Raw genomic sequence first — 25533 nt, 5'->3', positions numbered from 1 at the left:
GAAACAGCGGTTCCGAAAGAGCTGGAGCACGCTCAGATTTCAACCTCTGACTCATTGGCAAAGAGTGGAGAGAACGAGGCGTATGAGGATCTGGTGCCTCCTCTTTCAGAAGCATTCAATATTTCGGAAGATAACTTATTGGAGGATCAGGTTGGGAATGTGTCCGGCCAGGAAGATAGCGAAGTGGCCGAGAAAAGGTCCCAGGATAAAGAGGCTGCAGAAATAGTACAGGCCCCAGGGGCACCGACGCTTGAAGAAGTCGTCGAAGCAATTTCCACAGTTTACGACCCAGAGATACCGGTCAATGTTTATGAACTTGGTCTAATCTATGCTATCGATCTGCATGATGACGGCCTGGTGGAGATCGAGATGTCTCTGACAGCGCCGAATTGTCCGAGTGCTCAGGAACTGCCCCAGATGATCCGGCATGCCGTGCTGAACGTGCCGAGTGTCAGTAAGGCTGTCGTCAAGGTGGTGTGGGAGCCGCCATGGGAGATGAGCCGGATGAGCGACACGGCGCGCCTGGCGCTCAACATGTTCTGAAAAATCCCCCCTTGCGCTGCCGACTGGGAAGCGGGCAACAACGTTGACGAAGGAAATCCCCGATGAGCGGAAACACTGCCAAGAGAACGGCGCGTGCCCTGCCGCCCTTGATGACATTGACCGAACGCGCCCAGAAGCGCCTGCGCCAGCTTTATGAAGGGGCTGAGCGTGGGAAACTTCTGCGCATCAGCGTAGGAACGCGTGGCTGCTCAGGGCATTCCTATGAAATGGCCTTTGTTGAGAGCCCGCAGCCCGGAGATGAACGGGTGGAACAGGGAGACCTGACGTTGCTGGTGGACGCCAAGGCAACGCTCTTTCTCATCGGAACGGAAATGGATTACGAGACGAAGGAGCTCGAATCCGGTTTCACCTTTACGAACCCGAATGAAAAAGGGCGTTGCGGGTGCGGAGAAAGCTTTCACGTCTGAGTTCTGAGGCGCTTGGGTGCCTGAAATCAAGCTGCAGCTTTGCGGGCTTTCCTGATTCTCTTGGGGTCGCGTGACAGCACGATGACCGATTCAACTTCCGCTGACCACAGGAACTGGTCGATGACCGTCCAGGCAAGGACTTCAAAGCCTGCCTGAGCGAGAGAGGCAAGATCGGTTTCCAACGCCTGGGGATTGCAGCTGACGTAAACCACATCCCTGACCTCGGAACGGACGAGCGGGGCAATCTGCGCTCCTGCCCCGGCATGAGGCGGATCCAGCACCACGACGCGCGCTGCTTTCAGGTCCTGTGGCAGCAGGGGCTGGCGATTGAGATCACGGCTGAAACCTGTAACGCGTGTGCCATGTGTGGCTGCCTGGAGAGCCGCTATTGCACCTGCATGCCCCTCATAAGCCTGGACATGGCCATGTTGGGCCAGGGGAAAGGTGAGCGTGCCACAGCCAGCGTAAAGCTCGAAAATCCGGTCCTTGCGGTTCAGAGCTGGCAATCCGGCGATTACGGCAGCCGCAATCATGGCTTCCATTTCCTGCGTTGCCTGCATGAAAGCCCCGGCAGGAGGAGAGACTTTCGTCTGGCTGAACTGATGATGAACCGGTTGCCACTGCGCCACCGTTTCCAGGGGCTTGCCGGGCCCTGCACGCCAGGAAATGCGAGGAATGTCCCATTCTTTGGCGAAAGCGGCCAGCTTGGCCTGATCACTGCTGGAAAGCGGGGCGGGGGTTTCCAGGGTGAGATCGGGACCGCTGTCAAGCAGATTGACATTCAGTCCACCGCGCCCTGTCAGGGCCCCGAGTGACCCCAGCACCTCACGCAGGGGTGGGAGGAGAGCGGCCAGTCTGGGATGGAGGAGAAGACACGCCGTCATGTCAACCGGGGCGCCTTTGCGCGCATGCAGTCCCAGCGTGATCCCGCCTTCGACGCGCTGCAGGGCAAAATCCATGCGCCGCCGCGTGTGGGGAGCGGCCTGGAAGCGCTGGGGTGGCGGAAGTTCCTGAAAGCCTGCCTGGCCAAGCGCTTTTTCAACGCGTGCCACTTTCCAGTCCAGCAGGGCGCTGTCCTGCATGTGTTGCAGGACGCAGCCACCGCAGATTCCAGCCAGGCTGCAGCCTGCTTCCACGCGAACGGGGGAATCGTTCAAACGTTCCAGAAGTTCGGTTTCCTGGTCGTTCAGGCGCAGTTTCACCTCTTCGCCCGGCAGGGTGCCGGGAACGAAAACAACCTGGCCGTTTTCAAGCTGGCCAATCCCATCTCCTTCCCGACCGATATCGCGGATCGTCACTTTCTGATGCGCAGGAGAGGGAGGAGAGGTGACCATCGCGGAAGGCTTCACTCTTCGATGAAACCATGCGCTGCGGGAACATAGACGATCCGCATGAAGTCAGGTTCTTCCATGCCGAACCCCGGCAGATCCGCATCTTTCTCCGGAACCGGAGGCAGAAAACCGTTTTTCAGAAGGGGAAGGGTGTTTTCGGCCGGGCTCTCCGTCCAGACGCGCTGATGGAGGGTTTCCTGAGCGTGTTCAGAGGACGGTGCGGAAAGGTTCTCCTGCGTCCTTTCCGGAAGCTCCTTATACGTTTCCTCAGCAGTGGCAGTTCCCTGTGGCGTGGCTGGCTCGGTTCTGTCAGAGGGGCCAGAAGGATGTCGAGGCGCTGCTTCCGGGGAAGGACGCTCTTCCTGACGACGTCCTGTGCGCCCAGTGGCTTTAGCAGGCTTCGACCTCTTTTCAGGCTGAGCCGGCGTATTGGCCGGAATCACCACTTCCTCTTCCACTTCGGAAAAGGCGGAGGGAATTCCCGGCAGCTGCGCTTGCTCAATGGCTTTGCCTGTCAGGGTCTCGACGGCTTCAAGAAGAGGGCGATCTTCAGGGGTCATGAGCGTGAAGGCATGCCCTTCCTTGCCGGCACGGCCTGTACGGCCAATGCGGTGCACGTAATCCTCCGCATTGAAGGGCAGGTCGTAATTCATGACGTGCGACAATCCGCCGATATCAATGCCACGTGCTGCGACATCGGAGCAGACAAGGATCTTGAGCTCGCCATTGCGGAATTTCTCAAGGGTGGAAAAACGCAGTGGCTGGCTCAGATCGCCGTGAAGATGACCGACGCTCAGCCCCTTGCGTGAAAGGTCAGCCTGCAGCGTATCCACATCGCGTTTGCGATTGCAGAACACGATGGCATTCTGAACTTCAGGGGCACTGAGCAGCTTGCGCAAGGCGCGTGTTTTGTCGCGCCGCGCAACACAGTAGACCTGCTCGGTAATGGTTGTTGCCACGGATGAAGGGCGAGCCACTTCGATTTCCTGCGGTGCGGACAGGAAAGCATCTGCAAGCTTGCGGATTTCCGGGGCCATGGTGGCAGAAAAGAAGAGGGTCTGATGTCTGGGCGGCAGCAGACGGACAATTTTCTCGATGTCTGGAATGAAGCCCATATCCAGCATGCGGTCGGCTTCGTCAATCACCAGCATGTCGGTCTGCATCAGCAGCAGGCCGCCACGTTCAAAGAGGTCCAGCAGTCGTCCGGGCGTGGCAATGAGGACGTCCACCCCGCGATTGAGCAGCTCGCGCTGTTCATTCATGCTGCTTCCGCCGATCAGCAAGGCATGGCTGAGATTGAGGTGCTTGCCGTATTTTTCGAAATTTTCTGCTACCTGTAACGCCAGTTCACGCGTTGGCTCCAGAATGAGCGCGCGTGGCATCCGTGCCCGTGCCCGTCCATGAGACAGCTTTTCCAGCATGGGAAGCGTGAAGGAGGCCGTTTTGCCGGTTCCCGTCTGCGCAACGCCCAGAACGTCGCGCCCTGCCAGCACTTCCGGAATGGCCTGTGCCTGAATGGGCGTCGGTGTTGTATAACCCATCTCCTCCACGGCCTTCAGCAGAGGGGCAGACAATCCCAGGGAGCTGAAAGCCGGTCCGGGCTTTTCATCCGGAAGTGTTTTCTCAGAAGTCCCGGGAGCCGGGGGCGCGGACGGTCCGGGAGAAGCTTTCTTCATCTGCTTGCGTAGGGAAAAACGCGGCCGCGGCTGGAGGGGCGCATCTTCTGCTGTATGACCTGCTGAAACCGTGCTGCTGGTAGGGGACGTTTCTGCTAGTTCGCTGGCAGGATGGGCTTGGGAAGTCCCGCTGTCTTTTCCAGTTCTGGGTTCAGCAGGTTTCGTGCCGGCCCTCCTGGTGCGCGTGCGTTTGCCGGTGGCTGGCTCCGCTTTGCGGGCAGCGGAAGCCCTGTCGGCTTTTTCTCCCTGCTCTTCCAAGCGCCCTTCGTCAGATGCGGATTTCAGGGGCTGATCTTGCTTTGAGGCTGTTTTGCGCCGGCGCTGGGAAGGGGTGGCTGGCTGTTCCGCTTCCTCCGTCGTGCTGGAAGAGACAGCTTTATTCTCAGGAGTTTTTACCGGCGTTTTGCGGGTTCTGGTCGCTTTCGGGCGGGCGCGGGGGGCACCCTGTCTTGCAGTCTTGTCAGCCTTTTCCTCCCCTGCCTGTCCTTCTTCGCCAGCAGCGGCTTTGCGGCGCGACGGACGACGGCTTCCCTTCTTCGGAGCGAGTTGCTCACCTTCCGCAAGCGCGGTCGTGTAGGCCGACGGAGGGGTGGAAATAGTTTCAGGCGTATCTGACAAGTTGGCGTCTCCCTGTATTCCTTGCTTGGTATTCACTGGTTCGGGCGCGGTTGCACTGCTGAGGGGCTGGAGGGCGGAGGCGGAAGGACTTGCTGACCAACTTGGGCGCTGAAGACATTCCTGCCCGGCCCCACCGGGATGGATTGCTGGCTGCAGACACCGTTTTCAGGAAGCACGCAGCACCGATGAAATGCGGGCATGGCAGGAAGGAAAACCACCAGACTAACCCGGACGGACCTGAAGTGGATTGCCGCGGGTCTTGAGGCTTTTTCCGTTATCGTTTTCCTGTCCCCATGGCAAGGTCTCAATAGACAGGTGCAGGCCGGAGAAGTGGCCCTTAGAGGCCAATTGTGCCGGCAGCCCCCGCGGCCATGGCAAGCGAGCCCAGCAAGACAGTGAGCCACAGGAGCTTCTGAAGTTTCGCGAACATTTCAGGCTGTGGCCGCACGGCACGGAGGATACGCCTGTAGGGCCCGAAGACCATCAGACCAAAGACGCCTGCCATGAGGACGCCCAGCAGGCCCATGACATGATAAGGCCAGGGAATCTGGGGCAGCATACGCCAGATCAGGGCGCAACCGCTGAGAATGGCCAGCGGAATGACATGCCACAAACCACGCAGATACCGCCCGCAAGCCTGTGTCCGCACAGAAAAGGCCGCTGCGGTATCCAGGGCCCGGGTGAGACGGGGAATCTGGAGGCAGTAGACCGCGCCACCGTACCAGTAGGCAACGCAGACCAGATGCACCGTGAGCACGGCAGTCCAGAGAAGGGTGTTGAACATGTTGTCTCCGTCTTTTTGAGGTCTTTTTGAGTTGGGGGCGGATATGGGAAAAGTGCTGGAAAAGCTGGCTAGTAGGCATGCAGACCAGAAGTAAAGTGTCCTTAGGTCCTGAGCTGGATTATCCTGGCCCTTTTCCTTGCAATGATTACGAAGAGGGAATTTAACAGAGGAAATCCAAAAGCAGAAATTGGTGCACACCGTTTTTGGTCAAGCGTCTCTTTGTCTAAGAGGGTCAAGGGTTTCTGGCGCGTCTTTCCCTGATTATTTCTCTGATTATTCCAAGTTCCGGAACCTTCCGGCATTCAGAAGCCAGTATCCCGGACCAAGAAAGGGTTGGAGCTATGTCTCTTGGGCAACAAAAAGCCCCCAAAGCGGGGGAAAGCCGGCCAACGCAGCCCCTGGCAGCAGGCAACGGAGAGGCTGGCCGACCGGAAGGGCAGTGCCTGTCCCCTCTGGCGCTGCTGAGTGTTGCAGATAGCCGTGTGATGGATGCGCAGGCGGAACGTCTTTCTTCTGCCCTTCCTGAAGAGCTCATGCAGCATGCCGGTTCGGCAGGAGCCCATGAGATCATGCGTCATTATGCGCCCTGCCGCGTGCTGGTTGCCTGCGGACCCGGAAACAATGGCGGTGACGGCTATGTTCTGGCGCGGATTCTAAGAGCGCAGGGATGGCGTGTGGAAATTACCCCGGCTCTGCCGCCCCAAACCCCGCTGGCCCGGGCCATGGCGGCCCGTTGGAAGGGAGCGGTAGTGCCTTTTTCGCCCCAGGCAGCGGCTGAAGCGGAGCTGGTGGTGGATGCCGTTTTCGGGGCAGGTCTTTCCAGACCGGTTTCGCCGGAAATCGCGGCATTTTTTGCAGCTGCTGACCGGATTGTTGCCCTGGATCTGCCTACCGGCGTCAATGGTGATACAGGGCAACTGATGGGCGAGGTGGCCCGTTGCGAGCGCACGGTTGCATTTGTGCGCCGGCGTCCGGGGCATTTTCTGCTGCCGGGGGCGGAAAAATGCGGTTTTACGCGTGCGGCTGAAATCGGGATGCCTGCTCGGATTACAACGGGTTTTCCAGTTCGTTGCTGGCGTAATGAACCTGGATTGTGGCGCCTGCCCCGGCAGCATCCCCTGGATAACAAATATACGCGCGGCGTGGTGAATGTCTGTGGCGGTACGGTCATGCCGGGGGCGGCTCTTCTGGCCACTGAAGGCGCGCGTCGCAGCGGCTGCGGTATGGCGCGGATAGCCAGTGATCCGGCGCACGTTGGGGTGTTCAGGAATGGCCCGCCAGGCATCATTGTCGATACCGCGCCGCTTGCCGAGCTGTTGACACAACCGCACCGGAAATACTGGGTCTGCGGGCCCGGATTGCTGCCTCAGGAAGCCGGTACACTCTTTCCGGTTCTGCTCGAGGCCCAATGCTGCGTGGTGGCGGATGCGGGCACACTCGACTGGGCCCGGGAGGATCCTCAGAAACTGCGGGGGGCGGCTGTTCTCACGCCCCATGACGGAGAATTCGCCCGGGTTTTCGGCCCGGTCGGGCCTGACCGGGTCGAGAGTGCCCGCAAGGCTGCTTCCCTGATAGGAAGTGTGGTGGTGCTTAAAGGCTACACGACGGTCATTGCCGCCCCTGACGGCAGGGTGGCACTCAATGTGCATGCTACGCCGGCTCTGGCGACAGCGGGGTCAGGTGATGTGCTGAGCGGTACAGTCGGCACCTGTCTGGCGGCAGGTCTACCCCCCTGGGAAGCGGCTTGTGCGGCCGTCTGGCTGCACGGGGAGGCGGGCCGGCGTGCTGCCTGGTCTGAAGGGGGCTGGCCGATCGCCGAAGATCTCGTTGCCCAGCTGGGCCACGCCCGGGGAACAGCGGAAAAGGGGACGGACGATCCAGGATAAGCCGGGCCTTGAATGGGAAAGCCGGGAATAGGAAAGCCGGCCAGGGGGTTGAAATCCGTTCCAGTCGTTTTCATCTCTCTGGTTGTCCGACCCCCGGGTCGAGGTTAAACTTGCCAGGGGTGTGAGCGTTTTGCAGATGCCTCCCCACATTTCTTCCTGTCTGCCCCGTCTGTCGGGAGATAGAAGATGTGGATTGGGAGGGAGATGAAGGACGCTAGGCTGAACGGAAGCTAAGAAAGACAAAGATACTAAATAAGACTGAGACAATGCGGGCGTGGTGAAATTGGTAGACACGCCAGATTTAGGTTCTGGTGGCCTTGGCTGTGGGGGTTCAAGTCCCTCCGCCCGCACCATTTTCAGCCTCTCTCCGGCCAACTGATCCGTTTGGCGGATCAATCTGCGGGTCTTTTCTTTTGCGTTTCTTTCAGCGACCTTATGACCTGATTCTGTTGTTCAGGGGCGGATTCGACTGATGCTTCATTCGACAGATTTAGACATATTCAGATTTAACAGATTCAACTGACCGAGAGGATCGCCTGGCTCATGCAGGTTACGCCCACGCTTAATGAAGGCCTCAAGCGTGCCTTCACCGTCGCTGTCCCTTCCGCTGACCTGCAGGCCGCCCGTGAGGAGCGCCTGAAGGAAGTCGGCAAGAATGCCAATCTGCCCGGTTTCCGTCCGGGCAAGGTGCCGGCAAGCGTTCTCAAGCAGCGTTTCGGTGATTCGGTGAATGCCGAAGTGATGGAAAAGAAACTTCAGGAAAGCGTGGCCAAGCTTCTGGAGGAAAATGATCTCCGCCCTGCCACTCAGCCCAAGGTCGAGCTGGTCTCCAAGGGTGATGACGGTAAGGATCTGGAATTCAAGATCGAATTCGAGGTGATGCCCGAGATCCCCGTTCCTGACCTGAAGGGCGTCAAGCTTACCCGCCTGACCAGCAAGGTGGCTGATGAGGTCGTTAACAGGGCACTCGAAGATATCGCAGGCCGTAATAAGCGTTTCGAAACTGTCGAAGATGTGCGCCCGGCCGGCAAGGGTGATATCCTGAACGTCGATTTCGTGGGCAAGGTGGATGGCACGCCTTTTGAGGGGGGCACTGCCAAAGACGTCAATGTCGAGCTGGGGGGACAGGGATTCATCCCCGGTTTTGCCGAGCAGATGGAAGGGCTGAAGCCAGGCGAGGAACGTACCATCACAGTAACCTTCCCGGCTGATTATCCCGCCACGGAACTGGCAGGCAAGGAAGCGGCCTTTGACGTCAAGGCCAATGCGCTCAAGAAAGCCGTGGAAGCCAAGGTGGATGACGAGCTTGCCAAATCGCTGGGCCTTGAAGACCTTGCCCAGATGCGCAAGCTGATCTCTGAACAGGCGGAAGGCGAGTACAAGCAGCTGTCACGCATGCGCATCAAGCGTGACCTGCTGGACGAGCTTGCCAAGCAGACTGATTTCGAAGCCCCGCAGGGCCTGGTGGAAGCTGAGTTCAACCAGATCTGGGCGCGGATCGAGGAAGAGCGCAAGGCCGGCCGTCTGGATCCCGAAGAAGCCGCCAAAGACGAAGAAACGCTCAAGAAGGAATACCACGATATTGCTGAGCGCCGGGTGAAACTGGGCCTGCTCCTGGCGGAAATCGCCCGCAAGGAAAATATCGAGGTAAGCCGTGAGGAACTGCTGGGTGCTATGCAGCAGGAAGCGCGGCGTTATCCCGGTCAGGAAAAGATGGTGTTCGAATTCTTCACCAAAAATCCTCAGGCGATCGAGGGGCTGCGCGGACCGCTTCTGGAAGACAAGGTCGTGGACTGGCTGCTTGAGCAGGCTGATGTGACCGAAAAGGAAGTGGCCGCCGAGGAACTGGCTGATCTTGAAAAGGGCCAGGAGTCTTCCAAGGCCAAAGCACCGAAGGCTTCCAAGGCAAAAAGCAAGACCTCTAAAGACAAGGAGGCTAAAGCTACAGAAAAGGCCAAGGAGGCTGAGGCGCCCAAGGCTGACTGATTCACGTTATGTAATCGGTGTTGCGTGACCGGTTCGGGTCCTGGTCTTCAGGGTCTGATCTGATGAGCCTCCTTACGGGGCGCCCGGATGACGGGCGCCCCGTATTGCATCCCGTGTTACATGAGGTGCTTGTGTTATCTGCAGGGGAAGCAGGGTTCAGGCAAAAGGTGCGGGAAAAGACAAAAAGCACAGCTTTTCTAAAGCTGCCCCTTTAAAACTGGCGCAGTCCTACCCCATTTCTGATGAACATGACTTGTGACATGACTATCGTGACTATCGTGACTATCGCCGCTTCCAGCTGGGAAGGGCTTGAAGGAACTGAATGATGACCATTGGGGATCGTAATCCGCTTGAAGTTCTCAACAACGCGCTTGTTCCCATGGTGGTTGAGCAGACCTCCCGTGGTGAACGGGCGTTTGATATCTATTCACGTCTTCTGCAGGAACGCATCATTTTCCTGACGGGTCCGGTTTATGACCAGGTGTCCTCGCTGATCTGCGCGCAGCTGCTTTATCTTGAAAGCGTCAATCCGACGAAGGAAATCTCGTTTTACATCAACAGTCCCGGTGGTGTGGTCTCGGCTGGTTTAGCCATGTATGACACCATGCAGTACATCCGCTGCCCCGTGAGCACTGTATGTATCGGCCAGGCTGCTTCCATGGGGTCGCTGTTGCTGGCCGGTGGTGAGCCCGGGCGGCGTTTTGCGTTACCCAACTCACGCGTGATGGTGCATCAACCTTCCGGTGGGGCGCAGGGTCAGGCTTCCGATATCGAGATCCAGGCTCGCGAAATCCTGCAGATCCGCCATCGCCTCAATGAGATCTACCGTGAACATACCGGCCGCAGTCTCAAGGAAATCGAAGAGGCGCTGGAGCGGGACCGGTATCTGTCGGCCGAAGAAGCCAAAACCTTCGGTCTGATCGATGAGGTGGTCACCCGCCATCCGGTCCAGCAGGCGGCTGCCTGAACCACCCCTGAGGTCGGGGAGTGAAGAATGACTTTTGTGCTTTGCGGGCAGGAGAGTTATTCTGAGCGGAATTGTGAAAGCGTTTGCTGTCTATACCGAGCAGACCGGTTGCAAGACGCGACGCAAAAGGAACGGTAATGAGCGAAAACAGCAGCGACTCGAAAAATACGCTTTATTGTTCGTTCTGCGGCAAGTCGCAGCACGAGGTCAGAAAGCTGATTGCGGGTCCCACGGTTTTCATCTGTGATGAATGTGTGGAGCTATGCACGGATATCATCCGTGAGGAACATGGCTCCAACCCCCTCAAAAGCCGCGAAGGTGTTCCCACGCCACGCGAGATCCGCAAGGTGCTCGATGATTACGTGATCGGACAGGCGGAGGCCAAGAAGGTCCTGGCTGTTGCCGTTCACAATCACTACAAGCGCCTGAGTCAGAGTGAGAAAAATGACGATGTCGAAATCGGCAAGTCCAACATTCTGATGATCGGTCCGACGGGGACGGGAAAAACCCTGCTGGCCCAGACGCTTGCGCGTATTCTTGACGTGCCCTTCACGATGGCGGATGCCACTACCCTGACTGAAGCTGGTTATGTCGGGGAGGATGTGGAGAACATCATCCTGAAGCTCCTGCAGGCTGCAGACTATAATGTCGAGCGGGCGCAGCGGGGGATCGTGTATATTGATGAGATCGACAAGATCACCCGCAAAGCGGAAAATCCTTCGATTACGCGTGATGTCTCGGGCGAGGGCGTGCAGCAGGCGCTTCTCAAGCTGATGGAAGGAACTGTCGCTTCCGTGCCGCCTCAGGGTGGCCGCAAGCATCCCCAGCAGGAGTTCCTGCAGGTTGATACCACGAATATGCTGTTTATCTGCGGAGGCGCCTTCGCGGGGCTGGACAAGATCATCAATGCCCGCGGCAAGGGGAGCGCCATCGGCTTCGGAGCCGATGTGCGAGGTGAGGAAGAACGTCGGCTCGGCAGCGTCCTGAAAGACATCGAACCTGAAGATCTGATGAAATTCGGCCTGATTCCGGAATTCATCGGTCGTCTGCCGGTCGTGGCGACGCTTGAGGACCTGGACGAAGAGGCGTTGGTGCGCATCCTTTCCGAGCCGCGCAATGCGCTCATCAAGCAGTATGGGCGCCTGTTCCAGATGGAAGGGGTGGAGCTGGTCTTCACTGAGGACGCCCTGCAGGCCATTGCGCATCGGGCGATCGAGCGCAAGACCGGCGCTCGTGGCCTGCGTTCCATCATGGAGAAGATTCTCATGGAGACCATGTTCGAACTGCCCGGCCAGACTGGCATCGAGAAGGTGGTCGTCAACCGTGAGGTTGCGGAAGGCAGGACGTCCCCCGTCTATGTCTATGGTCCTGACGCCTGTGAGCCTACGGAGCAATCCGCCTGAACAGCCGTGCCGCCCCGCAGCTTTCGGGGTAATGCCTGATCTTTAAGGAAGGGCGGGGATTGTTCTGCCGCCCCTCCATCGCCATCTATGAAACACGTATCAGTTTTATTCATTTCGTGAGCTGCTGAAAGCTCCGAAAGGGAGAGATCGTCCTTTAACGGGAGATCGTTGAAATGACCAAAGACATCAAGCCAGCCCGCACGCGCCGCAAAACGAAAACGGCGAAAGATGTGGCAAAAGACATGGCCATGACGGAGCAGAAAATAGTTACATCTTCCCCTGGAACTCAGGCTTCCGCTGACACTGAAAAAACCATGAAAACCACTCCCGAGCTACGTGGCATCCCAGTTGGCGCCTCCGTGGAGGAGACGGGAGATCAGGCCGCTTTGCCGGTCCTGCCGTTGCGCAACATCGTCGTATTCCCTCACATGATCGTGCCGTTGTTTGTGGGACGTGAGAAATCCGTTCATGCGCTCGAGAACATGACGCCGGAAAACCGGGAAATCGTTCTTGTGGCTCAGAAGGACATTGCCCAGGATGAGCCAGGTGTTGACGACATCTACCGTACCGGCACGGTTGCCAATGTTCTGCAGCTTCTGAAACTGCCCGACGGAACGGTCAAGGTCCTGGTGGAGGGTATCCGGCGCGTGCGCCTGACCGATCTCCGAGATAACGGCACCTGTTTTACCACCACGGTGGAAGAGCTTGCGGATACTTCTGAGGGGACGCTTGCCAGCCGTGAAGCGCTGGCCCGTTCAGTGCTCGGGCGCTTTGAGGATTATGCGCGCCTCAACAAGAAGATCGCCCCGGAGATTCTGACCTCCATCGGGCATCTTGCTGATGACCCAAGCCGCCTTGCCGACACGATTGCCAGCCATCTATCGCTGCGCATTCCCGAAAAGCAGGCCCTGCTGGAAACGACTTCCGTGACAGCCCGGCTGGAAAGTGTTTTCGGCTATATGGAAGGCGAAATCGAGGTTCTGCAGGTTGAAAAGCGCATTCGCGGCAACGTCAAGAAACAGATGGAGAAGACGCAGCGCGAATATTATCTCAACGAGCAGATGAAGGCGATTCAGAAAGAGCTCGGTGACGGTGAGGACGGTGCGGACGATCTGGTTGAACTCGGCGAGAAGATTGAAACTCTCAAAATGCCGAAAGAAGCCCGTGACAAAGCCCGCACGGAGCTGCGCAAGCTGAAGGGTATGAGCCCGATGTCAGCTGAGAGCACCGTGGTGCGGAATTACCTCGACTGGCTCGTTGGCGTGCCGTGGAACAAGCGTTCGCGCATTCAGCGCTCCCTGGAAAAGGCCGAAGCCGTCCTCAATGCGGATCATTACGGCCTTGAGAAGGTCAAGGAACGCATTCTCGAATATCTGGCGGTTCAGTCACGCTCGCGGAAACTGAAAGGCCCCATTCTGTGTCTCGTCGGCCCGCCGGGGGTGGGCAAGACCTCATTGGCCCGATCCATCGCGCGGGCGACCGGTCGGCATTACGTCCGGATGTCGCTTGGGGGCATGCGCGACGAATCCGAAGTACGTGGTCATCGCCGCACTTATGTCGGCGCCATGCCGGGCAAGATCATTCAGGGGATGAAGAAGGCAGAGGTGAGCAACCCGCTCTTCCTGCTGGATGAGATCGAAAAGGTAGGTTCCGACTGGCGCGGTGATCCTTCATCAGCCCTGCTGGAGGTGCTGGACCCCGAACAGAACGGGACGTTTTCGGACCATTATCTCGAGGTGGATTATGACCTGTCCGATGTCATGTTCATCACGACGGCCAATTCCCTCGATATGCCCCAGCCTTTGCTCGACCGCATGGAGATCATTCAGCTCTCCGGCTACACTGAAGAGGAGAAGGTGCAGATCGCGCGCAGGCACCTCGTGGCCAAACAGGCTGCCAACCACAACCTGAGAAACGGGGAATGGAAGGTGACTGACGAGGCTCTGCTGGAGCTGGTCCGCTCCTACACGCGTGAGGCAGGCGTGCGTAACCTGGAGCGTATGATCGCCCGTCTTGCCCGCAAGGCGGTGCGTGAAATCGTTTCAGGCCAGACCAAGAAGGTGATCGTTACGCCGGAAAATCTGGAGAAATATGCCGGTATTCCGCGTTTCAAACACGGAATGGCCGATCAGGAAGATCAGATCGGCACGGTAACCGGTCTGGCCTGGACCCAGGTCGGGGGGGAAATCCTCACTATCGAGACGGCCCTGGTCCCAGGTAAGGGCCAGATTCACCAGACCGGCAAGCTCGGTGACGTGATGAAGGAGAGCGCTGCTGCGGCTTTTTCCTATGTGCGGGCGCATGCCAGCCAGCTCGGCATAGCAGCCGAGCTGCTGGAGAAGCACGACATTCACCTGCATCTCCCGGAAGGAGCAGTGCCCAAGGATGGGCCATCGGCCGGGATCGGTCTGACGACGGCGCTGGTCAGTCTGCTGACGCAGATTCCCGTCCGTCATGACGTCGCCATGACCGGTGAGGTCACGTTGCGCGGGCGGGTTCTGGAAATCGGCGGTCTCAAGGAGAAGCTGCTTGCAGCTCTGCGTGCCGGCATCACGACGGTTCTCATTCCCAAGGCCAATGAAAAGGATCTGGTGGAAATTCCCGATAACGTGAAGCAGGGACTGACCATCGTGCCTGTCAGCCATGTCGATGAAGTGCTCAGCCTGGCTCTGACCCGCCCTCTGGAGCCGGCGCTGCCGGGGGCTCTGTTGGAAACAGCTCCGGCTAAAGCCCGAGGTGTGGCTTCCCAGTCGCTTCCACACTAACTTGATCGCTCAGTGTCATTATCCCTGTTGACGCGCCTGAAAACCCCTTCATAGTGCAGCCTATACCTCCACGCAGTCTCCGTGGGCGGCGAACGCTTCCCGCCTGCGGAGACTCCTATCACCGGAAAGGCCTATCATGGAGAAACCTCTGAACAAGCAGGAGCTTATTGCCGCGGTTGCCGAGGCGGTCGATCTTCCCAAAGCCAAGACAGGCGATGTGATTGACGCGGTTTTCGGCACCATTGAGCAGACCCTTGCCAATGGCCAGGAGGTTCGTCTCGTTGGCTTTGGGAGCTTCGTTACAGCTACGCGTAAAGCGGCTAAGGGACGCAACCCCCGTACCGGCGAGGAAATTGATATTCCGGCTTCTACTTCCGTTCGTTTCAAGCCTGGCAAAGGCCTGAAGGACGCCGTCAGCAAGAAATAATCCGCTGCCAGCACAGCAGGGCTTGTTTTCAGCTGTAGAACCTGCTCTACAGGCCGTGTCCTTATCGATACGGCCTGTTTTGATTCCGGTCTGCTTCCAGGAACAGGCGGTTGCAAGGCTTTCTGACCGGGTGCCTTGTGTCTCCCTGAGGTTTGGGGCATAACCTGCAGCGGGCAATTAGCTCAGCGGTAGAGCGTCTCGTTTACACCGAGAGGGTCGGCGGTTCGATCCCGTCATTGCCCACCAGTTTCCTGATCAGCCTTAGGGTCTTGGGTGAATTCCGGCCCGTGCCGGACGTTGCATGACCTGGCGACTAGAGATCTTTGAAAGTCTTCCTTCCACTTCAACGCTTTGTCGGCAACGTGCTGAAGCAGGCGAGGGTGCCGGTCTGGCAATCCTGGCCCGCCAGCAGAGCGCCGGGCGGGGCAGTCGGGGTCGAAGCTGGTCTGGAGGCGCAGGAAACCTCGCTTTTTCCTTTCTGCTGGGCATGCCTTCTCCTATGGAGCAGGACGGCCGATCGTTCCTGCAATGTTTGCCTTATCTTGTGGCCGTGGCTCTGCACGAGACATTCACTCTGCTGGCCTTGCGGAAAAATATCGGCGCGCAAGAGCTGTTTCAGCTGAAATGGCCCAATGATCTGCTGCTGCAGGGGCGTAAAATGGCCGGAATCCTGATTGAAACCGGTCAGCGTTTGCCTTCTTCCGAGCAGCACGCAGGTTCTGGTGAACATTGGGCCTGCATCGGTATAGGCGCCAATCTGGCGCAGGCGCCTGAAGTGCCTGGACGTGTGCTGGGATGCGCGGCAGAAATCGGGCTGGAGGTGGGACCTGAGGAATGTGCGTCCCTGATTCTGGCTCAGGTGGATATCTGGTGCAGTCGATGGCGGTGTGAAGGGTCGCAATTTCTGCTGCAGGCCTGGCTGGCGCGGGCGCATCCGGTGGGGACGCGGCTTGCAGTTAAAAGCCAGGACACGTATATCTCCGGCAGGTTTTCGGGTTTGGACGCGCAGGGACGCCTGTTGCATGAAGGCGATGACGGCACGCTTCGCTCTGTCGTTACGGGAGAAGTGCTGTGCTTGTGAAGGGGAGAGCATGCTTCTAGTCATCGACGCAGGGAACACCAATATCGTCTTTGCGCTGCATGATGGAAAGAAATGGGTCGGTCGCTGGCGTATCTCCACCGATGATCACCGCACGGCTGACGAATATGCGGCCTGGTTGCTTGATCTCATGGAAAGAGCGGGTTTCGGTGTGGAAAGTGTGCAGCAGGCCATCATCGGCACTGTCGTTCCGGTAGCGCTTTATGAGCTGCGCCGTTTCTGCCGGCAATGGTTGCATCTTGATCCCCTGATTGCCAACGGGACGCTGGATTGGGGGGTTGAAGTCTGTGTGGAGAGTCCTGATGAGCTGGGCGCAGACCGCCGTCTCAACGGTCTTGCTGCGCACCATCTTTACGGGGGTCCGCTGATCGTGGTGGATTTCGGTACTGCCACGACGTTCGATGTGGTTGACAGCGCAGGCCGTTATCTTGGTGGGGCCATTGCCCCTGGGGTAAATCTGTCGATGGATGCCCTGCATCAGGCCGCAGCCCGCCTGCCGCGTGTCAGTATCGGCCGGCCTGCAGCAGCTATCGGACGGAACACGACAACTGCGATGCGTGCCGGTCTGTACTGGGGATATCTGGGCCTCGTCGAAGGCCTGATACGTCAGATCGGTCAGGAGCTGAGCCTGGAGGATGAAAACTCATCAGGTCAGTCAGGGCGACCTTTCAAGGTGATAGCGACCGGTGGTCTGGCGCCATTGTTTGGAGAAGGCACGCAGTTGTTCGACATCATTGCCCCGGCTCTGACGCTTGAAGGGCTCCAGCTCCTGGCGCGTCGGAATGAAAACAGGTTTCCAGCCCCCCTTCCATCCCGCACGCTTCAGGCCAATTCTTGAAACATCCAGATTGTACATAAGGGGCCAGGCCGTCCCTGACTTTATCCATACTCCCCATTTTATTTGAAAGAACAGGAAATATTCATGGCAGAAACCAGAACGAAGACAGCAGCCAAGCCCGCATACGCGACTGGCGTCGAGACAGGTTCAAAAGGGGCTGTTGCGCGTGTGAAGACCACTGAGGTCGGTCATGGCGCGCCTGCAAAAAACATGACGGACAAAGCAGGTTCGGACAGCGCCAAGGAGAAGGCTGGAGAAAAGGACGGTCTCTCCTTCCTGCCGTTGGGGGGCACCGGCGAGATCGGGATGAACCTCAATCTCTACCGCCTGCGTAAGGATGGGAAAAACTACTGGCTGGCTGTTGATTGCGGCATCGGCTTTTCCGGCAATGACACGCCGGAAGCCGAAATCCTCATGCCTGACCCGGCTTATCTGGAAAGCCATGCCAAGGATCTGTGCGGCCTGGTCATCACCCATGCCCATGAAGATCATCTGGGGGCTGTGGCGCATCTGTGGCCGAAACTGCGTTGCCCGGTTTATGCAACGCCCTTCGCGGCGGCCGTGCTGCGCCGCAAGCTTGAGGAAGCCGGTCTGCTGAAAGATGTGCCCATTCACGTCATACAGCCAGGATCTGAATTCGAGGTCGGTCCGTTCGAGCTGGAATTCATTCCCGTGACGCATTCCGTCGTGGAGGCGCAGGCTCTGTCCATCCGCACGCCTCATGGCGTCATCGTGCATACGGGGGACTGGAAAATCGACCCAGAACCGCTCGTGGGGCCGCGCAGCCATCTGGAAAAGTTCAAGCAGCTTGGTGATGAAGGCGTGCTGGCCATGGTCGGCGACAGCACGAATGCGCTGAAGGAAGGCGGTTCCATCTCTGAAGCGGCCGTGCGGGATTCGCTGGCCAAGCTGATCGCCGGCCAGAAGAAGGGCCGCATCGCGGTAACCTGCTTTGCCAGCAACGTGGCGCGTATCGACAGCATTGCCAGGGCAGCCAAGGCGGCCGGCCGTCAGGTCATGATCGTCGGCCGCTCTCTGCGCAATCTTGAGAATGCGGCTCGTGAATGCGGCTATCTGGCAGACGTGCCCCAGTTCCTCACTGAGCAGGAAGCAGGCAAGATTGACGATGACAAACTGCTGATGATCGTGACAGGCAGCCAGGGCGAGCCGCGTTCGGCTCTCTCGCGCATTGCCAATGATGCCCACGCCACCATCAATTTCGGTGAAGGTGACACGGTGATCTACAGCTCGCGTGCCATCCCCGGAAATGAGAAGGCGGTTGCAGAAGTGCAGGACAGCCTGACCCGCAATGGCGTGGAAGTGATTACCGACCGTGAAGCCCTGGTCCATGCCTCCGGTCATGCAACCAGCGAAGATATCCGTCATCTCTACAGCCTGGTGCGCCCGAAGTTCAGCATTCCCACGCACGGCGAATGGCGCCACCTGACCGCCCATGCGGCGCTCGCCCATGAAGCGGGCTCCGAGGTGGTTCTGCTGGAAGACGGTGACATCGTTGACCTGTCTGAAGACGGGGTGGAAGTGGTTGATACCGCTCCGACCGGTCGTCTGGCGCTTGATGCCGGCCGTCTGTTGCCGATGACGGGCGGCGTTCTCTCGGCCCGCCGCCGCATGCTCTATAACGGGGCGGTTCTGGCCAGCTTCGCGGTTGATGATGAAGGCTATGTGATCGGTGAGCCGCGCATCAGCGCGCCGGGCCTGCTGGAGCCGGAAGACCCGGAAGTGAAGCGGATCCAGGAAGATTTCTCCCGTGCGCTGGATGAAGTGCCTGATGAGCTGCGCATGGACGAAACGGCTTTTCGCGATGCCGCCCGGACCGCCCTGCGCCGGGCTCTGGGCCGCAAGCTGCAGAAACGTCCGCTGGTGGACGTGCAGCTGCTCCGCGTCTGACCCTAAAATCTGGAGTGCCCGTTCCATGCGCTTGAGCCAGGCTTTTCAGCCCACTCTTAAGGAGGTGCCTGCCGAGGCACAGATCGCCTCTCACAGGCTCATGCTGCGTGCGGGACTGGTACGCCAGACGTCAGCCGGCATTTATGCCTGGCTGCCGGCAGGTCTGCGCGTTCTGCGCAACATCGCGCAGATCGTGCGCGAGGAGCAGGATGCGATCGGTGCTCAGGAAGTGCTGATGCCGACCCTGCAATCGGCGGATCTGTGGCGGCGCTCCGGCCGTTATGAGGCTTATGGGCCGGAAATGCTGCGGATCGAGGACCGGCACGGACGTGAGCTCCTCTATGGTCCCACCAATGAGGAGATGATCACCGATCTCTTCGGCTCAGCAGTGCGGTCCTACAAGGAGCTTCCGCAGCTTCTCTACCAGATTCAGTGGAAATTCCGCGATGAGATCCGCCCGCGTTTCGGGGTCATGCGGGGGCGGGAATTCTACATGAAGGACGCTTACAGCTTCGATGCGGACTATGAAGGCGCCGTACGGAGCTATTACCGCATGATGCTGTCTTACCTGCGCATTTTCCGGCGTCTGGGGGTGGTGGCGGTGCCCATGGCGGCCGATACCGGGCCGATCGGCGGAGAGCTGAGCCATGAATTCCTCGTGATGGCGCCCACGGGGGAAAGCGGCGTGTTTTATGACAGTGACTGGGATGCGATTGACTGGCCCCAGACCCCTCTTGATCCTGAAAACCCCCAGGATCTGGAAAAGCTGCAGCATCTCGTGGCCACAACCTATTCGGCGACTGACGAGAAGCATGATGTCCAGGCCTGGGAAAAACTGCCGCCGGAGAAACGACGGGAAGGGCGCGGAATTGAGGTCGGTCATATCTTCTATTTCGGCACCAAATATACCGAGGCGATGGGTATCGAGGTCAGCGGTCCCGACGGTCAGCCTTTTGCCCCTCAGATGGGTTCCTACGGCATTGGCGTCTCACGCCTGGTAGGGGCCATCATCGAAGCCTCCCATGACGAAAACGGCATCATCTGGCCGACAGAAGTGGCTCCCTATCGCTTTTCGCTTCTGAATCTGCGTCCCGGCGATGAGGCCTGCGATAGGGTCTGTGGCGCTCTGTACGGAGCTGATCCGGATAATATCCTGTATGATGACCGTTCGGAGCGGGCCGGTGTGAAATTCAATGATGCCGACCTGCTGGGCCTGCCATGGCAGGTGATTGTGGGGCCGCGCAGCGCCAAGAATGGTCTGGTGGAGCTCAAAAACCGCGCCACTGGCGAGCGGACTGAACTGCCATTGGCAGAGGCAGCGCGCCAGTTGGGCCTGACAGGCCTGCAAACGTGAACGGCCGGGTGCAGGCTGAGAGGGTCTAGGGGATGTTTGGCCGTTTCGAGCGCGTGGTGGCATGGCGGTATCTCCGTGCCCGCAAGGGAGAGCGTTTCGCTTCGCTCATCGCTCTTTTTTCCCTGATCGGCATCGCGCTGGGCGTGGCAACGCTGATCATCGTCATGTCGGTCATGAACGGGTTCAAGGCCGACCTCATGGGGCGCATTCTCGGCCTGCACGGGGAGATGAGCGTTTATGGTTCCGGTCAGCCGATCGAGAACTGGCAGGAAGACGTTCAGCTTATCTCGCAGGTACCCGGCGTGACCCAGGTGCTGCCCATGGCGCAGGGAACGGTCCTGCTGGAAGCGCCGCATTATTCCAGCGGCGCCCTGCTTGAAGGCGTGCTTCCGCAGGATCTCAAAGCCTGGACCGCTCTCAGCCAGGGTGTCATTGCCGGCAGCCTGGGAGCTTTCAGTGCTGATGACAGCGTAGCCATTGGGGTGACGCTGGCCAGCCGGGCCGGTCTGGCGATCGGCTCTTCGCTGACCTTGCTTTCTCCCAACGGCCAGGCAACGCCTTTCGGGACCATGCCGCGGGTGCGGCAGGTGCATGTCGTCGCCATTTTTGATGCCAACTGGAACGACTACAACAGTAACGTCGTTCTGATGCCGCTGAATGGCGCCCAGCATTTTCTGCTGCTGGGCAACGGGATATCCCTCATTCAGGTCAGCACGCAGGACCCGATGGATGTAGGCCAGGTGCGCCAGGCGATTGCCGACCGCCTGAATGACCCCCGGTTGCGTGTGCTGGACTGGACCCAGAGTGCCAATGGTTTTCTGGATGCCGTGAATGTCGAGCAGAATGTCATGTTCCTGATCCTGACGCTGATCATTCTGGTAGCGGCCTTCAATGTCATTTCCTCCCTGATCATGATGGTCAAGGACAAGAGCCGCGACATTGCCGTATTGCGTACTTTCGGTGCCAGCAGGGGAAGTGTCATGCGCATTTTTCTGATGTGCGGCGCCTCGGTCGGAGTGCTGGGGACGTGCCTGGGAACAGGGCTGGGTATCAGTTTCGCGCTTAATATCGAGCGGATCCGGCATGTGCTCGAAGGCCTGACCGGAACCAATCTTTTTAATTCCGAAGTCTACTTCCTGTCTCATCTGCCAGCCAAACTGATCTGGTCGCAGGTGATTGAGGTCGTCTCCCTGGCATTGCTCCTGTCGCTGCTGGCAACGCTCTATCCCTCATGGCGGGCTGCCCGGACCGATCCGATCGAGGCCTTGCGCCATGAGTAAGGGTGATGTGGGAACGACCTCAAATGCGCTGGAACTCAGGAAGGTTTCACGCCGGTTCCGCTCCGGCGATGAGACGCTGAACATCCTGCGTGGCGTGGACTTTCAGCTGCCGCCTGGAGAGATCGTGGCCCTGGTGGCCCCGAGTGGCACGGGCAAATCAACCCTTCTGCATCTGGCCGGGCTTCTGGAAGCACCCAGCAGCGGGGAAGTGCTGATAGGCGGCCAGTCGACTGACAGGCTGGGGGAAAAGGGCCGTACGGCGCTGCGGCGGGACGAAATCGGCTTCGTTTATCAGTTTCACCATCTTTTGGGGGAATTCACAGCCTGTGAAAATGTCATGCTGCCCCAGCTGGCAGCAGGGGTGCCGTCCGCCCAGGCGCGCGAGCGGGCCGTGGACCTGCTGACCCGTTTCGGGCTGGGACACAGGATTGATTCCCTGCCAGGCCGTCTTTCAGGCGGGGAGCAGCAGCGCACGGCCATTGCGCGCGCGCTGGCCAACCGGCCGCGCCTGTTGCTGGCTGATGAGCCGACCGGCAACCTTGATGAGGGAACGGCTGAAAAGGTTTTTTCAGAACTGTTGCAGATGGTGCGTCAGGAAGACGTGGCCGCCCTGATAGCCACGCATAATTCGGCTTTGGCGGCTGCCATGGACCGGACAGTCACGCTGCGGGACGGTCAGCTGGTCCCTTTCAGCCCGGAAACCTAGCCTTTCTTTCACTGAGGGGACAGCCGGAAAAAATGCGGGTGAGACTCGGCTGGCGTGATAAGCTGCAGCCATGTCGCATGCAGATTTCGTCCACTTACGCAATCATTCGGCCTATTCCCTGAGCCAGGGAGCCATGCGCGTCCCTGACCTTGTCCGCCTTGCAGTTGAGAACGCCATGCCGGCTGTTGCACTGGCAGACAGCGGCAATCTGTTCGGCGCGCTGGAATTCTCCCAGACCTGCCGCAAATCGGGCGTGCAGCCCATCATCGGGTGCCAGCTGGCCCTGCCTTCGTTGAGCAAGAAGGTCGGTGCCCCTGCTGATCCGCTTGTTGTTCTGGCCCGCAATGAAGAGGGATTGCAGAATCTGCGTTTTCTGACAACGCAGGGCTATCTCGGCGATGATCCTGCTGATCCGCGCGTGTCCCTGGACGTTCTGTGTGAAAAATCGGCCGGTCTGTTTCTGCTGACCGGCGGCAACCGCAGTCGCCTGAACCATCTTCTGCTGACCGATCAGGAGGAGCAGGCGCAATATTTTCTCGAGCAGCTGAAGGAAGCTTTCGGCGATAATCTGGCTGTTGAGCTGAACCGGTTGGGCGAAGCGGGTGAAGCCGTGACGGAAGAGCGCCTTATCGCCCTGGCTGATAAGTTGGCCCTTCCCCTGGTGGCCACGAATGAATGCTTCTTCGCGGTGCCGGACATGCACGAGGCTCATGACGCCCTGCTGTGCATCGCCCAGGGCCGGACCATGGCCGAGGAAGACCGGTGGCGCGTTTCTCCTGAAGCCTGGTTCAAGCCAGCAGTACAGATGCGCAGCCTGTTCGGGGATCTGCCTGAAGCCTGCGACAACACCCTGACAATTGCCCGCATGTGCGCGGTGGCCACCGATACCCGCAAGCCGCTTCTGCCCGTGTGTTCCAAGGTGCGGGAAGGCAGTACAGAAGCTGAAACCCTGCGCGCCATGGCCCGCGAAGGGCTGGAAAAGCGGCTGGCGGTAATGCCGGACGGAGAGCAGAAACGTACCCAATACGAGCAGCGTCTGACGCATGAGCTCGATATCATCGAAGGCATGGGGTTCCCGGGCTACTTTCTGATCGTTGCCGACTTCATTCAGTGGACCAAGGCCCATGACATTCCGGTCGGGCCGGGGCGGGGATCGGGCGCAGGCTCCCTGGTGGCCTATGCCCTGACCATTACCGATATTGATCCCATTCCCTTCGGGCTGCTGTTTGAGCGTTTCCTGAATCCCGAACGCGTCTCAATGCCGGATTTCGATATCGATTTCTGCCAGGACCGGCGTGACGAGGTCATCCGTTACGTTCGCAACGAATATGGCCAGGACCGTGTGGCGCAGATCATCACTTTCGGTAAGCTCCAGGCCAAGGCGGCCGTGCGCGATGTCGGGCGCGTGATGGGTCTGCCTTACGGCCTGGTGAATAAGGTTGCCGAACTTATTCCCAACAATCCGGCCAAGCCCACGCCGCTTGCAGTGGCGATTGCCAGCGAACCTCGCCTGCAGGAGATGCGCGATACGGACGAAGCCGTGCGCGATCTTCTGGGCATCGCGCTCAAGCTGGAAGGACTTTTCCGCCACGCCTCTACCCATGCGGCCGGCGTGGTGATCGGGGACCGGAAGCTGGTCGAGCTCGTCCCGCTCTACCGGGACCCGCGCAGTGACATGCTGGTAACTCAGTTCAACATGAAATTTGTCGAACAGGCCGGGCTGGTGAAGTTCGATTTCCTCGGCCTGACGACCCTGACAATTCTCAAGCGCGGCGTCGATTTCCTCGAGGAAATGGGTATCAGGATCAATCTTTCGCGTATCCCGCTCGATGATCCGGCCACCTTTGCCATGCTCGCCCGTGGCGATACGGCAGGCGTGTTCCAGTTTGAAGGGGCAGGCATGCGTGACATGCTCAGGCAGATGGAAGCGAGCCGCCTGGAAGACCTGATTGCCGGCGTGTCGCTGTATCGGCCCGGCCCGATGGCGCACATTCCCGAATATTGCCGGCGCAAGCACGGGGCGCATTGGGAAGCACCTCATGAGGAGATCCGACCGATCCTTGAAGAGACCTACGGCATCATGGTCTATCAGGAACAGGTGATGCAGATCGCTCAGAAAATGGCGGGCTACAGCCTGGGTGCCGCTGATCTCCTGCGCCGTGCGATGGGCAAGAAGATCGCCTCGGAGATGGAAAAACAGCGCGCCATCTTCCGGGAAGGCGCCATGAAACGGGGGATCACGGCTGAGAAGGCTGAAGAGGTCTTCGACCTCATGGCCAAGTTTGCCGATTATGGTTTCAACAAGTCCCATGCGGCTGCTTATGCGCTGGTTTCGTACCAGACGGCCTGGCTGAAAGCGAATCATCCGGAAGCTTTCCTGGCAGGCTGCATGTCCCTGGCGCGTGAAAAAACCGACAAACTGGCAGCCCTCTGCCAGGAAGCGGACCGGATGGGTATTGAAGTGCTGCCGGTGGACATCAACAGATCGCAGGCGGATTTCTCGATTGAGACCCTTCCTGACGGGCGCAAGGCCATCCGTTATGCCCTTTCAGCTGTCAAGAGGGTCGGTACAGCAGCCATGGAAGGCCTGGTGGCTGACCGGGCTGGAAAGGCGTTTATTGATCTGACAGATTTTGCCGAACGCGTTGACGCGAAACACATCAACAAGATTCAGCTTGAAAGTCTGGCCAAGGCAGGGGCTTTCGACAGCCTGGGCCTGGATCGCCATACGGTGTTTGCCAATGCTGAGCTGGTGCTGCGCCGTGCCCAGACGCGGGCGCAGGAAAAGGAAGTCGGACAGGCCGGGCTGTTTGGAGGAAGCGCTGGGGCGCCGATGCGCGAAGTGCTGCGTTTGAAGAAAGTGCAGCCCTGGCCTGATTTTGAGCGCCTTTCGCAGGAAGCAAATGTTATCGGCTTCCACATGAGTGCCCATCCGCTTGATGCCTACCGCAAGGTGCTGCAGCGGCTGGGCGTGAAACCGGCGGCCCGGCTGGAAGAACTTGCCCGGCAGGGGGTGAGTAAAGTCAAGATTGCGGGTTGCGTGGTCGACAAGAAAGAACGCCCTACCCGTACCGGCAAGAAGATGGCCTGGGTCGGACTGAGTGACCCGAGCGGCAATTGTGAAGTGACGCTTTTTGCCGAAACCCTGGGGGTCTGCCGCGATCTCCTGGTGACGGGTCAGGCAGTCGTGGTGACAGCAGAGCTCAAGCTGGAAGGGGACGCGCTCAGGATCACCGTTCAGGGCATGATCGATCTGGAGCGCGCCGCGGCTGAAGATGGCGGGGAGATCCGTCTGTGGGTTGAGCGCGAGGAAGTCCTGCCCCAGCTCAAGGCTGTGCTGGAGCAGGTCGAAGGGGGCAGGGGCCGGATTTATCTCCTGCCGGCGGTGGAGGAAGAACGGGCTGTGGAAATCATGCTGCCAGCGCGTTACCGCGTGACGCCGCGCCTTTCTGAAACCTTGCAGGTTCTGGAAGGTCTGCGCCTGGAGGAGAGCTGACCGGAGACCAATTGCCTTTCAGTTCAGAAGGCCAGTCC

General features: G+C 59.0%; 17 protein-coding genes, 2 tRNA genes and 1 pseudogene. 17 read left to right on the top strand and 3 right to left on the bottom strand.

What is annotated here, in order from left to right:
• The first annotated feature begins 120 nt into the window (after positions 1 to 120).
• Both E3E11_RS00730 and E3E11_RS00725 read left to right on the top strand, forming a co-directional pair.
• On the top strand, positions 121 to 543 hold the full coding sequence (locus tag E3E11_RS00730) for an iron-sulfur cluster assembly protein (RefSeq protein ID WP_407938696.1): 423 nt from the start codon (positions 121 to 123) through the stop codon (positions 541 to 543).
• 62 nt (positions 544 to 605) lie between these two features.
• Entirely contained in the window at positions 606 to 971 is a 366-nt protein-coding gene (locus E3E11_RS00725; protein WP_141450728.1) for a HesB/IscA family protein, read from the top strand.
• Between the two features lie 26 nt (positions 972 to 997).
• On the opposite strand, the gene E3E11_RS00720 is transcribed toward E3E11_RS00725, so the two are convergent.
• The 3 genes from E3E11_RS00720 to E3E11_RS00710 all read right to left on the bottom strand — a co-directional run bounded on the left by E3E11_RS00720 (position 998) and on the right by E3E11_RS00710 (position 5380).
• Positions 998 to 2305, bottom strand: a complete 1308-nt coding sequence (locus E3E11_RS00720) for a class I SAM-dependent RNA methyltransferase (protein WP_141450727.1) — start codon at positions 2303 to 2305, stop codon at positions 998 to 1000.
• 11 nt (positions 2306 to 2316) lie between these two features.
• A complete protein-coding gene (locus E3E11_RS00715; protein WP_331250969.1) occupies positions 2317 to 3843 on the bottom strand; it encodes a DEAD/DEAH box helicase in 1527 nt (508 codons plus the stop codon).
• Between the two features lie 1090 nt (positions 3844 to 4933).
• Positions 4934 to 5380, bottom strand: a complete 447-nt coding sequence (locus tag E3E11_RS00710) for a hypothetical protein (protein ID WP_141450725.1) — start codon at positions 5378 to 5380, stop codon at positions 4934 to 4936.
• Positions 5381 to 5721: 341 nt separating this feature from the next.
• Between E3E11_RS00710 and E3E11_RS00705 the strand changes: the two genes are divergently transcribed.
• The 15 genes and pseudogenes from E3E11_RS00705 to dnaE all read left to right on the top strand — a co-directional run bounded on the left by E3E11_RS00705 (position 5722) and on the right by dnaE (position 25495).
• Positions 5722 to 7266 (top strand): NAD(P)H-hydrate dehydratase, encoded by a 1545-nt coding sequence (locus E3E11_RS00705; RefSeq protein ID WP_141450724.1) that lies wholly within the window; start codon positions 5722 to 5724, stop codon positions 7264 to 7266.
• A 268-nt stretch (positions 7267 to 7534) separates the two neighbouring features.
• Positions 7535 to 7619: transfer RNA gene (locus E3E11_RS00700), tRNA-Leu, on the top strand.
• Positions 7620 to 7809: 190 nt separating this feature from the next.
• Positions 7810 to 9123, top strand: a pseudogene (gene tig / locus E3E11_RS00695) (trigger factor); the annotation flags it as partial.
• Between the two features lie 454 nt (positions 9124 to 9577).
• On the top strand, positions 9578 to 10219 hold the full coding sequence (locus tag E3E11_RS00690) for an ATP-dependent Clp protease proteolytic subunit (protein ID WP_141450722.1): 642 nt from the start codon (positions 9578 to 9580) through the stop codon (positions 10217 to 10219).
• Between the two features lie 137 nt (positions 10220 to 10356).
• Positions 10357 to 11622, top strand: coding sequence for an ATP-dependent Clp protease ATP-binding subunit ClpX (clpX, locus tag E3E11_RS00685; protein WP_141450721.1), 1266 nt, complete (start codon positions 10357 to 10359; stop codon positions 11620 to 11622).
• Positions 11623 to 11795: 173 nt separating this feature from the next.
• Positions 11796 to 14387: an endopeptidase La gene (gene lon, locus E3E11_RS00680; protein ID WP_141450720.1), complete on the top strand. Its 2592-nt coding sequence runs from the start codon at positions 11796 to 11798 to the stop codon at positions 14385 to 14387.
• A 136-nt stretch (positions 14388 to 14523) separates the two neighbouring features.
• Positions 14524 to 14814, top strand: coding sequence for an HU family DNA-binding protein (locus tag E3E11_RS00675; protein WP_141450719.1), 291 nt, complete (start codon positions 14524 to 14526; stop codon positions 14812 to 14814).
• A gap of 171 nt (positions 14815 to 14985) precedes the next feature.
• A tRNA-Val gene (locus tag E3E11_RS00670) sits at positions 14986 to 15060 on the top strand.
• Between the two features lie 55 nt (positions 15061 to 15115).
• The gene (locus tag E3E11_RS00665; protein ID WP_141450718.1) at positions 15116 to 15895 is read left to right on the top strand and encodes a biotin--[acetyl-CoA-carboxylase] ligase; all 780 of its coding nucleotides are present in this window, start codon (positions 15116 to 15118) and stop codon (positions 15893 to 15895) included.
• A gap of 10 nt (positions 15896 to 15905) precedes the next feature.
• On the top strand, positions 15906 to 16751 hold the full coding sequence (locus tag E3E11_RS00660; RefSeq protein ID WP_141450717.1) for a type III pantothenate kinase: 846 nt from the start codon (positions 15906 to 15908) through the stop codon (positions 16749 to 16751).
• A 210-nt stretch (positions 16752 to 16961) separates the two neighbouring features.
• Positions 16962 to 18659 carry a ribonuclease J gene (locus tag E3E11_RS00655; protein WP_141452017.1) on the top strand — a complete coding sequence of 566 codons (1698 nt, stop codon included), beginning with the start codon at positions 16962 to 16964 and terminating at the stop codon, positions 18657 to 18659.
• A 25-nt stretch (positions 18660 to 18684) separates the two neighbouring features.
• A complete protein-coding gene (proS, locus tag E3E11_RS00650) occupies positions 18685 to 20013 on the top strand; it encodes a proline--tRNA ligase (protein WP_141450716.1) in 1329 nt (442 codons plus the stop codon).
• Positions 20014 to 20045: 32 nt separating this feature from the next.
• The gene (locus tag E3E11_RS00645) at positions 20046 to 21293 is read left to right on the top strand and encodes a lipoprotein-releasing ABC transporter permease subunit (RefSeq protein WP_141450715.1); all 1248 of its coding nucleotides are present in this window, start codon (positions 20046 to 20048) and stop codon (positions 21291 to 21293) included.
• A complete protein-coding gene (locus tag E3E11_RS00640; protein ID WP_141450714.1) occupies positions 21286 to 21999 on the top strand; it encodes an ABC transporter ATP-binding protein in 714 nt (237 codons plus the stop codon). Before E3E11_RS00645 ends, E3E11_RS00640 begins: the two co-directional genes overlap by 8 nt.
• A gap of 70 nt (positions 22000 to 22069) precedes the next feature.
• The gene (gene dnaE / locus E3E11_RS00635) at positions 22070 to 25495 is read left to right on the top strand and encodes a DNA polymerase III subunit alpha (protein ID WP_141450713.1); all 3426 of its coding nucleotides are present in this window, start codon (positions 22070 to 22072) and stop codon (positions 25493 to 25495) included.
• Positions 25496 to 25533 lie beyond the last annotated feature (38 nt).

The organism is Oecophyllibacter saccharovorans, assembly GCF_006542375.1.
Taxonomy (GTDB): Bacteria; Pseudomonadota; Alphaproteobacteria; order Acetobacterales; family Acetobacteraceae; genus Oecophyllibacter; species Oecophyllibacter saccharovorans.
The sequence above is the reverse complement of the archived record's forward strand: the minus strand, read 5'-3'. Positions and strand labels throughout refer to the sequence as shown.